This window comes from Pseudomonas sp. o96-267, assembly GCF_003935465.1.
Taxonomy (GTDB): Bacteria; Pseudomonadota; Gammaproteobacteria; order Pseudomonadales; family Pseudomonadaceae; genus Aquipseudomonas; species Aquipseudomonas sediminis.
In genome coordinates, this window is sequence record NZ_RHQP01000027.1 from 70,973 (window position 1) to 81,638 (window position 10,666).

At 61.0% G+C, this 10,666-nt stretch carries 12 protein-coding genes; 3 read left to right on the forward strand and 9 right to left on the reverse strand.

The window, feature by feature from the left end; translation table 11 throughout:
- From EGJ86_RS17950 to EGJ86_RS17970, 5 genes are all read right to left on the reverse strand, one after another.
- Complete coding sequence (locus tag EGJ86_RS17950; RefSeq protein ID WP_125836033.1) at positions 1–519, reverse strand: PilX N-terminal domain-containing pilus assembly protein; 519 nt, start codon at positions 517–519, stop codon at positions 1–3.
- Entirely contained in the window at positions 516–1,340 is an 825-nt protein-coding gene (locus EGJ86_RS17955; RefSeq protein WP_125836034.1) for a PilW family protein, read from the reverse strand. Before EGJ86_RS17955 ends, EGJ86_RS17950 begins: the two co-directional genes overlap by 4 nt.
- A 9-nt stretch (positions 1,341–1,349) precedes the next feature.
- Positions 1,350–1,895 (reverse strand): type IV pilus modification protein PilV, encoded by a 546-nt coding sequence (gene pilV / locus EGJ86_RS17960; protein ID WP_125836035.1) that lies wholly within the window; start codon positions 1,893–1,895, stop codon positions 1,350–1,352.
- Positions 1,888–2,463, reverse strand: a complete 576-nt coding sequence (locus EGJ86_RS17965) for a GspH/FimT family pseudopilin (RefSeq protein ID WP_125836036.1) — start codon at positions 2,461–2,463, stop codon at positions 1,888–1,890. Before EGJ86_RS17965 ends, pilV begins: the two co-directional genes overlap by 8 nt.
- Positions 2,464–2,545: 82 nt before the next feature.
- Positions 2,546–3,058 carry a GspH/FimT family pseudopilin gene (locus EGJ86_RS17970; protein ID WP_125836037.1) on the reverse strand — a complete coding sequence of 171 codons (513 nt, stop codon included), beginning with the start codon at positions 3,056–3,058 and terminating at the stop codon, positions 2,546–2,548.
- 101 nt (positions 3,059–3,159) lie between these two features.
- Between EGJ86_RS17970 and thiO the strand changes: the two genes are divergently transcribed.
- Positions 3,160–4,260, forward strand: coding sequence for a glycine oxidase ThiO (gene thiO / locus EGJ86_RS17975; protein ID WP_125836038.1), 1,101 nt, complete (start codon positions 3,160–3,162; stop codon positions 4,258–4,260).
- Between the two features lie 87 nt (positions 4,261–4,347).
- Here thiO and EGJ86_RS17980 read toward each other — a convergent pair whose 3' ends face one another.
- The 4 genes from EGJ86_RS17980 to EGJ86_RS17995 all read right to left on the reverse strand — a co-directional run bounded on the left by EGJ86_RS17980 (position 4,348) and on the right by EGJ86_RS17995 (position 8,699).
- On the reverse strand, positions 4,348–5,688 hold the full coding sequence (locus tag EGJ86_RS17980; RefSeq protein WP_125836039.1) for a sigma-54 dependent transcriptional regulator: 1,341 nt from the start codon (positions 5,686–5,688) through the stop codon (positions 4,348–4,350).
- 2 nt (positions 5,689–5,690) lie between these two features.
- A complete protein-coding gene (locus EGJ86_RS17985) occupies positions 5,691–7,283 on the reverse strand; it encodes a PAS domain-containing sensor histidine kinase (RefSeq protein ID WP_125836040.1) in 1,593 nt (530 codons plus the stop codon).
- Positions 7,273–7,515, reverse strand: a complete 243-nt coding sequence (locus EGJ86_RS17990; RefSeq protein WP_074675795.1) for a PP0621 family protein — start codon at positions 7,513–7,515, stop codon at positions 7,273–7,275. Before EGJ86_RS17990 ends, EGJ86_RS17985 begins: the two co-directional genes overlap by 11 nt.
- 191 nt (positions 7,516–7,706) lie before the next feature.
- Positions 7,707–8,699: an outer membrane protein assembly factor BamD gene (locus tag EGJ86_RS17995; RefSeq protein ID WP_125836041.1), complete on the reverse strand. Its 993-nt coding sequence runs from the start codon at positions 8,697–8,699 to the stop codon at positions 7,707–7,709.
- A 138-nt stretch (positions 8,700–8,837) separates the two neighbouring features.
- Between EGJ86_RS17995 and rluD the strand changes: the two genes are divergently transcribed.
- Together rluD and pgeF are read left to right on the forward strand one after the other, a co-directional pair.
- A complete protein-coding gene (gene rluD, locus EGJ86_RS18000) occupies positions 8,838–9,812 on the forward strand; it encodes a 23S rRNA pseudouridine(1911/1915/1917) synthase RluD (protein WP_125836042.1) in 975 nt (324 codons plus the stop codon).
- Positions 9,809–10,540: a peptidoglycan editing factor PgeF gene (pgeF, locus tag EGJ86_RS18005; protein WP_125836043.1), complete on the forward strand. Its 732-nt coding sequence runs from the start codon at positions 9,809–9,811 to the stop codon at positions 10,538–10,540. Before rluD ends, pgeF begins: the two co-directional genes overlap by 4 nt.
- Positions 10,541–10,666 lie beyond the last annotated feature (126 nt).

The window sequence follows — 10,666 nt, forward strand, 5'->3', positions numbered from 1 at the left end:
TTAGTTAAATACTTTGGCTGTGGTGGTGCGCAGGTTTGCTTTGTGGCCGGTTATGGTGCTCTCTGATACGGCATTTATCTCATAACGAAAGGTGCCAATTCCGAGCATCATATTGCCATACTCGGGGTTCTCTGCCTGGCCTTCGGTTGCGCCGGAGGGGGCTGGAACGGCGTACCATTCGTTGGCACTACTATCGCCAGTGACAAAAGCATAGGTTCGGGCGCCCATATTGAAATCTTGTGCATAGCTAGGCTCTTCATTTCGAAGGCAGTAGCTAGTGCCTTCTGCACAGTTTGGCTCGACCGGCTTATTACCTAGTGCTAGCAGTTTTTCACCTTCTCTCAGGGTGGCTTCGGCGTCATTGAGCAGTTTCTGTTGTTCGATGAAATTACCGGTAATCCGTGACTCCAAGACGACTTCGCGAGTGCCGGAGAGGGCGAGAAGAGTGATCACCAGCAACATGATCAGTGCAACGAAAAGTGTGGAACCCTTTTGGTGGGTGGGTAGGGAGAGAGTCATGGCAGCAGGTTCCTCAGCATTACCGCACTTTGTGAAATCTGATACAGATTGCCTTTGTCGGCAGTTTTCAGAGCTGCAACGGTTGTGTCTTCTGCGCTGATGCCAGTGACGTTCATCCAATTGTCCAGAGCAGTGTCCGCATCGATACCTTCGCGCAGATTGGGGTTGCTGCTGCGCATCAGGGCGGTGTAGCGGATAGTCAGAACCGGGCCATCGGGAGTGGCTATATATTTGCTGACCCTACGGTCGTCGCTTGCGGTACCGACGCCGAACTCGAAGCGCAGGTCGGCGATACCGCTAACCAGTTCACCGGTGGCTGTGACTGTGGTGCTAGTTATATGGGCGGTCTGACACATCAGAGTGTTACCGTCCAGATAAAGACGCTCGACGATGATTTCGCCCGCGTCGGTATACGGAGAGTCTTCAATAGCTGCAGCATTGACCGGCAGGTTGCCCAGGCAATCTCGCTCAAGATGGTTGTGCGGTTGATAGCGAATGCAGATGGCGTTCTGCGACGTTCCAAACTGTTTGGCGGCCCGGCCTGTGCCGAAGTCGCAGTCGAGGGCGTTGCTGGCCGGAAAGGCTTCGTCGAATGGAATGTCAGGTCGGCGGCGATAGCCGGCCTTAGCCAGTTCCTGTTGCAGCAACAGCAGGGTATACCGACCACCTTCCTGGTTTTCAGCCTGGTTTTGCTGGAAGGCGTAGCTGCGCTTATTGTCGATATAGATCTGCGTGACCCCAAGAATTAGGAAGCTACTGATGGCCAGGGCCACCATCAGTTCTACCAGTGAAAGCCCTGCCTGGTCTCCATGGTGATTCATTTTGATTTCCTATATCTGAGTGCGCAGGCGGTAGTGGCAGACGACTTGAGAGTCGCTGTCTTCATTTTCTTCATCCTCAACTACCTGAGGCGCCATGCAGTCACCTGATCTGACTTGCCAGGCAAGCTGGATTTCTATGGCGTCGCCGCTTCCACTGCAGGTGTTTGCGGTGGTTGTACGACAGATATAGAACTCGCTGTTAAGCAGATCACTGGCGCCGGGTAACGCAGATTTGGCTCTTTCCGCCCAACAACTCAGTTGGCCTGCTGCGTCAGCAGGCAAGGGTGTGCAACCGGCGGCTGGAAGATTGGGAAAAGTGGTACTGGTCGCTTTGTAGAAACTGTCCAGCCCATCCGGCATGGCACGCATTAGTTCTACTAGATCGTTGGCGAGCATGGCGGCGGTGTTACGTTGTACGGCGTCTTGTGTGTACTGGATAGTACGGGCTTGCAAAGCGACCATTCCGAGTACGCCGATGCTGATCAGAACCAGAGTAACCAGCACTTCGATCATGCTGAAACCGGACGAACGACGTTTTCCAAGTGCGTTAGCCATTGTCTTCTTCTCCTTCCTCCGCCTCATCGTCGTTCGCGTCGCAGCCGCTCATGTTGTCATCAGCTCCTGGCCCCGATTTGCCTCTTGCATAGGTGCGGATGCTGCCGGCGCTCTTCAATGAAATGGTGTAGCCGTTGGAGAAGTCGTCCTGACGGCAGGTCTGGATAGTTGCTGATGCGACAGCAACACCGTTTTGGCGGAAGGCCATTTCGTTCGGATTGGAGCTGATGGAGGTGCCGCTGGGCACCTCCATGCTGCGTAGAGTTTCCGAACTGGATGTACAGTCTTTTATTTTTGCCAGCCAGGTATCATCCCCAGGGCAGACGCTGACGGTAATGCGTTGTGCGACGGCAACACTGCGGGCGTATTGCAGCAGAGCTAGTACTTCATTATTCGCGGATTGGGTGCGGTTGTTGTTGATGAACTGGGTGAAATTGGGTATTGCGATGGCGGCAAAGACGCCCAGTAGGGCCACGATGACCATCAGCTCGATCAGAGTGAAGCCGCTCGCCCGCCTATATAGAGGCGGGCGGGCGACAAGAAGCTTGCGGTCCTTGGCGTAGGGCATGGCTATTGGCTCTGGGTACAGTGGGACAGCGGAATACTGCCTAGCCAACTTGCGCTTGTCTGCGGGAAGGGGGATGAGTGGTTCAAGTATCGGTATGGTTGGTTGGGCAGCAGCTTTGGCGCGTTTCGGCGCTGGAGTCTCGCACACGTCCCTGGCGGTTGATCGTCATTGCCCAGATCGTTTTCCCTTCTCGACATAGGTTGAAGCGGCCATTGCTCACCGGGGTGGTTCCGTTTGGCTGGTAACGGATGTCTTTGCCGAAGCCTTGCCAGCACAGGCCGTTATTCGCTGGCAGTTGCTGTAGCTGGTGAATCTGGAATGGGTGGTTTGTGGTGATCAGCCAATGGTTCGCCCAACCGCCATCGCAGGTGATGCCATTACTGGAGCCGCATAGTCGATACTGATGATTGTTGAGGACAGCTTGTGTCCTTGCGTGCTGCAGATGGCTCCGTAGCAAATTGCGTAAGGCTTCGTCCCGCTTGTCTTGCAGGAGCTTTCCGAAGGTGGGGACTGCGAAAGTAGACAGGATGCCTAGTACAAGCAAGGCAATTAAAAGTTCGACGAGGCTCAAAGCCTTTTGTTGATTCCGATCCATGGTGCGATTCCTTTTGCACGTATGATGCGGCCTTCCTGACCGCTACATTGTGTTTAGAACAAGGTCGTGAGCTGTCAAGTATTCGGGGAGTGAGGTGAGCGGTGGGGGGAGACGTTGTAGTGGTCGGTGGTGGTGCCATTGGGTTGCTGAGTAGTTATCAATTGGCGTGTGCGGGTTCGAGCGTGGTTCTTGTCGAATCGGCAGAGCAGGTTGGCCGCGAATCCTCCTGGGCCGGTGGCGGTATCGTTTCTCCGCTCTATCCCTGGCGTTACAGTGCGGCGGTGACGGCGTTGGCGCATTGGTCGCAGGATTTCTATCCGGGCTTTGGTCAGCGCTTGCTGGAGGACACCGGCGTCGATCCCGAGGTGCATGTCACCGGGCTGTACTGGCTTGATCTGGATGACGAGGCTGAAGCGCTGGCCTGGGCTGCGCGAGAGGGGCGTGCGCTGCTGCCAGTGGATATTGCCGAGACTTATCAGCAGGTGCCTGTACTGGGGCAGGGCTTCACGCGTGCCATTCATATGCCGGGTGTAGCCAATGTACGTAACCCTCGGCTGGTCAAGGCGCTGCAGGCGGCTTTGTCGGCCATGCCGAATGTGGAGGTGCGCGAGCACTGTCCGGTTACCGGTTTCATCCAAGAGGGCGGGCAGATTTGCGGAGTGACCACGGCAGATGGCGAAATTCGTGCCGAGCGCGTGGTACTGGCTGCGGGAGCCTGGAGTGGTGAGTTGCTCAAGACACTTGGGCTGGAGTTGCCGGTCGAGCCAGTGAAAGGGCAGATGATTCTCTACAAGTGCTCCGAGGATTTTCTGCCAAGCATGGTATTGGCCAAGGGGCGTTATGCGATTCCGCGGCGCGATGGTCATATCCTGATTGGCAGCACGCTGGAGTATGCAGGGTTCGACAAGACGCCGACCGATAACGCGCTGGAAAGCCTGAAAGCATCGGCCGAGGAGCTTTTACCTGCACTCAAGGATGCTGAAGTGGTGGGGCATTGGGCCGGCTTGCGGCCCGGCTCGCCGGAAGGCATTCCCTTTATCGGGGAAGTGCCCTCGTATCCAGGTCTATGGCTCAACTGCGGGCATTTCCGCAATGGGTTGGTGCTGGCGCCAGCCTCCTGTCAGTTGCTGGCTGATCTGATGCTTGGGCGTGAGCCGATCATTGATCCGGCGCCTTATGCGCCAGCGGGGCGGTTGCACTGATACCTTGTCTGGGGCTTCAGGACTCGGCGCAGGCTGTCTTGATCGCCGGCAAGCCGGCTCCTACACAGGCGTGAGCAGGGTCTTGTCTCAGTCGATACCCAGCTTCTTCAGTCGATAGCGCATCGAGCGGAAGGTCAGGCCCAGGCGCTGAGCCGCCGCTGTGCGGTTCCAGCGCGTTTCTTCCAGGGCCTGCATGATCAGCTTGCGTTCGATGTCTTCGAGGTAATCCTCTAGGTTGTCGATTTGCGCCAGGCTGGCTTCGCCGGTTTCGCTGTTGGGGCCGCAGGCGTCGGCCAGGCGCAGGTCGCTGGGCGTGATCTGGTCGTCTTCGCACAGGGTATAGGCGCGCTCGAGCATGTTTTCCAGCTCGCGCACGTTGCCAGGGAAACGATAGCTCTTCAGCTTTTCCAGTGCGTCGGGGTGCAGTTTGGCGGCGACCAGACCGGTACCATCGGCCAGGCGCGCGAGCATCACGTCAGCCAGCTGGGCGATATCTTCGCGACGTTCACGCAGCGGCGGTACGCGCAGTTCGATGACGTTTAGGCGGTAGTAGAGGTCCTGACGGAAGCGGCCGGCGGCGACTTCGGCGGCAAGATCCTTGTGGGTGGCGCAGAGGATGCGTACATCGACCACCACTTCTTGCTGGCCGCCGACGGCGCGCACGGCCTTTTCCTGAATCGCGCGTAGCAGTTTGACCTGCATCGGCAGCGGCAGGTCGGCGACCTCGTCGAGGAACAGGGTGCCGCCATTGGCTGCCTGGAACAGCCCCTGCTTGTCTTCGACGGCGCCGGTGAAGCTGCCTTTCTTGTGGCCGAAGAACTCGCTTTCCATCAACTCCGAGGGTATCGCGCCGCAGTTGACCGGTACGAACGGTTGTTCGATGCGTGGGCCCTGCTCATGGATCAGGCGGGCAACCAGCTCCTTACCACTGCCCGATTCGCCGCTGATATAAACCGGTGCCTGACTGCGCGAAAGCTTCAGGATCTGCTTGCGCAGCGACTTCATCGGTGGCGAGTCGCCGAGCAGGCGGCTGTCGACTGGCGTTTCCTCACCTTCGGGCGCGCGAATGCGCAGGGCGGTCGCCACCAGTTCGCGCAGGCGGCCGAGGTCCACCGGTTTGGTGAGGAAGTCGAAGGCGCCGGCCTTGAGCGAGTTGATCGCGGTATCCAGGCTGCCGTAAGCGGTGATCATCGCCACAGGAACCTGCGGGTGGCGCTGCTGGATGTGTTGCACCAGATCCAGGCCGGTACCGTCGGGCAGGCGCATGTCGGTCAGGCACAGGTCGAACGGTTCGCGCGCCAGCCATTCGCGTGCTTCCTTGACGTTGCGGGCGCTGCGGGTGTCCAGCTTCATACGTCCGAGGGTGATTTCCAGCAACTCGCGGATATCGGGCTCGTCGTCGACGATAAGGGCTCTCTGACGGTTCATGCTCAGCTCAGTTTGCGCGGATGGGCGAAGGTGATGCGAAAGCAACTGCCGCCACCTTCACGAGGTTTATAGTCGAGGCGAGCCTGGTTGCTCTGGCACAGCTCGCGAGAAATATACAGGCCGAGGCCGGTGCCCTTGTTCTCGGTAGTGTAGAAGGGCTCGAAGATGTGCTGTTCCTGCTCGGGCGGCACGCCGGGGCCGTCGTCGAGGATCTCCAGCACCGGCAGGTCACTGCTCTCGTCGCGGAAAAGGCGCAGCCAGACCTGGCCGAGCCGATGTTTCTGCGCGCTGTAGCGCAAGCCGTTCTGCACCAGATTGGTCAGCACCTGGGTCAACTGGTGTGGGTCCATGCGCGTCTGCAGGCTGCCGCCCTGGGTTTCCAGGTGGATCTGCCGATCGCTCGGTGCCGAGCTGCGAAACTCGCTGGCGAAACGGTGAAGCCAGTACTTCAGGTCAAGCAGTTGCGGTTCGGCCTGGCGCCTGCGTGACAGTTGCAGGACGTTCTCGATCACCAGGTTCATGCGCTTGGAGTGATCCTGAATGATCTGCGCAAGGCGCTGATCCGGGCCTTGCAGGTCCTCCGACTCCTGCAGCAACTGTGCGGCATGGCTGATGGCGCCGAGCGGGTTGCGAATCTCGTGGGCGATACCGGCGGTCAGGCGGCCGAGCGAGGCCAGTTTGAGCTGCTGCGCCTGCTGGGCGATCTGCGAGATGTCGTCGAGAAACACCAGCGTGTGCTGCTGGTCGCCGCGCTGCAGGGAAATGAAACTGGGTTGCAGCATTGGACCGTCGACCTGTGCCTGCAGGCTGTCCGGGCGCAGGGTGGGGTTGTGCAGCCACTGTTGCAGGCGCTTGAGCAGCTCCGGGCAGTGTGGGTCGATGATCTTGCCAGTCAGCTCGCCGCGCCCCAGTAGCTGGGTCGCGCCCTGGTTGGCCAGCAGCACACGGTGCTGGGTATCGAGCACCAGGATGCCGGTGCGCATGCGCTGCAGGATCTGCGCGTTGAGCTCTTCGAGGTTGGCGACGTCGGCGGCGCGCTGTTCGGCCAGGCTCTCGCTGACCTGCAGGCGGCGGGTGATGCCCTGAATGAACAATGCACCAGCGAAACACAGTGCGCCGAGGGCGCCGGCCTGCACGTACTGGGCGGCGGCGGCCGGGCGGCTGAGGCTGAGGTAGAAGGTCAGGTAGATCAGCGCCATGGCGGCGACGGCGGCGATCAGCAAGCCGATTCGCCCGCGCAGCAGGATATTGGCGATGGCCACCGCGACTACCAGCAGGTTGCCGATGCCGCTGGGCGTGCCGCCGGCTGCGTAGAACAGCGCGGAGAGAAAGATCACGTCGACCAGCGCCAGGCTGAACAGCTGCATCAGGTGCTTGGGTTTCTGCACCAGTACGGCGATGAAGATGTTGAGGATCAGGTAAACCCAGCTGCCAGTACGAAACAGCTCGATATGCGCGACGTCCAGCAACTGCTCGTCGAGATTGCTGGAGATCATCAGGATCAGCGCCAGGCCGATGCTCAGGCGATAAAAGTGATAGAGCCTGAGGATGCGTCGACCCTGAGTGTTGCCCTGTGCGCTGATGTCAGCGGTCACCGGTGTGCGGGCCTTGTTCGAGGTGGGCCTGGCTGCAGTACCACTGCTGATCCTGGCTCAGCGCCTGGGTCTTGGGAATGTGCACGCCGCAGTGGGCACAACGCACCATGGGGGCTGCGGTGCTCTTGTCCTCGCTCGAGCGAGGGCGCTTGGCTTTGCTGATGAAGCGGCGCCAGATCCAGATTGCGGCGAAGATCACGGCAACCCAGAACAGCAGGCGGAACAGGCCCATGGTGTGCTCTTTTATCCGGTTAAAGCCGGCAGTTTAGCCAAGCTGAGACCATCGGCACAGGGGGGCGGTGGCAGGCTGTGAGCTGATTCCAAGGGGCGGGCCGCAAGTCGGAGGCGGGCCGATGGCCTGGATGAAATCCGTGGGCACAAAAAAGGGAGGCCGTGGCCCCCCCTTCTGCGCTGCCGTGTCGATCAGTCGAACAGACCGAAGGTCAGGTAGCTCCAGATCGAGCGCTTCTTCGCGGTTTCGCCGGTCTTGGCGTCCTGCTGCAGTTCGCGCGGAATCTGCTGCGCGGCGTCTTCGTACTGGCGGATCACGTCCTGGCTGGCGCGGGTTTCGCCCGGCGGCAGCGGCGTCTCGGTTTCGATCAGACCGAGCGTGGCCTTGGCCAGCCAGGAGCGGTTGTCTGCTTCTTCTTCAAGCGGGACGAACTGGCCGTTCTCCAGGCTGGGGTGGTCCGGATAGTTGAGCTTGAGGGTCTCCAGGCTGGTGGCAGCCAGGTCGTCCATGGACAGACGCTGATAAGCCTCGGTCATGATTGCCAGGCCGTCACCGACCGATGGCGTTTCCTGGAAGTTCTCCACCACGTAGCGGCCACGGTTGGCGGCGGCGACATAGGCCTGACGGGTCAGGTAGTAGTGGGCGACGTGCACTTCGTAGGCGGCCAGCAGGTTGCGCAGGTAGATCATGCGCTGTTTGGCGTCCGGGGCGTAGCGGCTGGTCGGGTAACGGCTGGTGAGCTGGGCGAACTCGTTGTAGGAGTCGCGCGCGGCGCCCGGGTCACGCTTGGTCATGTCCAGCGGCAGAAAGCGCGCCAGCAGGCCACGGTCCTGGTCGAACGAGGCCAGACCCTTGAGGTAGTAGGCGTAGTCGACGTTGGCATGCTGCGGGTGCAGGCGGATGAAGCGCTCAGCCGAAGACTTCGCAGCCTCCGGCTCGGCATTCTTGTAGTAGGCGAAGATCAGTTCCAGCTGAGCCTGCTCGGCGTAGCGCCCGAACGGATAGCGCGACTCCAGCGCCTTGAGTTTGGCGATGGCCTGGGTGTAGCTGCGGTTGTCCAGGTCGGCCTGGGCCTGCTGGTACAGCTCCACCTCGCTGAGGTTTTCATCGACCTCCGCCTGTTTGGAGGAACAGGCGGCGGTAAGGGCGAGGATGGCGATCAGCAGCAGGTGTTTCACTTGCATGGCGGCTTGCGTCCCTGTGACGGCCGCGCGGCCGTCCTGTTATGATGAGCGCCCCCGGAAAACCCTGGGGCAAAGACGCCGTATTTAACCACAAGCCTGTCGCCGAAACCAAAGGCCAGGCTCCCGCCGTTGCCGAAGATGACTTCTATAAACAAACAGCTGATCCAACTCCAGGCCATTGTCCCCTTTGAACAGGGCGGTCAACGTCTCGACCAGGTGGCTGCGCAGCTGTTTGGCGAGTTCTCCCGTTCGCGCCTTTCCACCTGGATCAAGGAAGGTCGCCTGACTGTCGATGGCGCCGTGGCGCGCCCGCGCGATACCGTGCATGCCGGCTCGACGCTGGTGCTCGATGCCGAGCAGGAAGCTCAGGGCGAGTGGATCGCGCAGGACATCGAACTGAACATCGTCTATGAGGACGAACACCTGCTGGTGATCGACAAACCCGCAGGTCTGGTGGTGCACCCGGCTGCCGGACATGCCGACGGCACCTTGCTCAATGCCTTGCTGCATCACGTGCCGGATATCGTCAACGTACCGCGCGCCGGCATCGTCCATCGTCTGGACAAGGACACCACTGGCCTGATGGTGGTGGCCAAGACCCTGCAGGCGCAGACCAATCTGGTCGAGCAACTGCAGAAGCGTTCTGTCAGCCGCATCTATGAATGCATCAGCATCGGTGTGATCACTGCTGGCGGCACCATCGATGCGCCGATTGGGCGCAGCTCCAGCCAGCGTCAGCGCATGGCGGTGACCGATGGCGGCAAGCCGGCGATCAGTCACTACCGCGTGCTCGAGCGCTACCGCTCGCACACCCATGTGCGCGTCAAGCTGGAAACCGGGCGTACCCACCAGATTCGCGTACACATGACCCACGTTGGCTATCCGCTGGTGGGCGACCCTGTCTATGCCGGCCGTTTCCGCATTCCGCCAGCGGCCAGCCCGACTCTGGTGCAGAGCCTCAAGGAGTTTCCGCGTCAGGCCTTGCACGCGCGCTTTCTCGAACTGGATCACCCGGCTACCGGCAAGCGCATGAAGTGGGAGTCGGCGCTGCCGGATGATCTGGTGTGGCTGCTGACCCTGCTGCGCCAGGATCGCGAGGCGTTCGTCGGGTGAGTGCCCACGATTGGCTGACGCCCGACTGGCCTGCGCCAGCCAATGTACGTGCTTGCGTCACCACGCGCAGTGGCGGTGTCAGCGCCGCGCCGTTCGATACCTTCAACCTGGGCGATCATGTCGAGGACGACCCGATTGCGGTGGCAAGCAACCGTCAGCATCTGGTCGATGCCCTGGGGTGCCAGCCGGCCTGGTTGCGCCAGGTGCACGGCATCGTGGTGGCCGAAGCCGATCCGGCTGTGGTCATCGAAGCCGATGGCAACTGGACGGCCACCCCTGGTATCGCCTGCACGGCGATGACCGCCGATTGCCTGCCAGCGTTGTTCTGCGACCGCGCCGGTACCCGTGTGGCAGCGGCCCATGCCGGTTGGCGTGGACTGGCCGGTGGTGTGCTGGAGGCGACCGTCAAGGCGCTGGACGTCGCACCGCATGAGCTGCTGGTCTGGCTCGGTCCGGCTATCGGCCCGGCCGCTTTCGAGGTGGGCGCCGAGGTGCGCGAGGCTTTCGTGCAGCAGCATGCCGAGGCTGCCAGTGCATTCGTGCCCAGCGTCAATGCCGGCAAGTTCATGGCCGATATCTACCAACTGGCGCGCATTCGCCTGGCTGCCATCGGTGTCACCGCGGTCAGCGGTGGTGGGCTCTGCACCTACAACGACCCGCGTTTCTACTCCTATCGCCGCAGCGCTCGCACCGGGCGCTGCGCTTCGCTGATCTGGCTGCAGCCCTGAGTCGGCTTGTTGGGGCGGGGGGGGGGAGGGGGGGGGATGTGGTTTGTGGGTGGTCGGGGAGGCGGGGGGGCGGCCGGGGTTGGGGGGGGGGGGGGGGGGTGGGGGTGTGGGGGGGGGAGGAGGAGT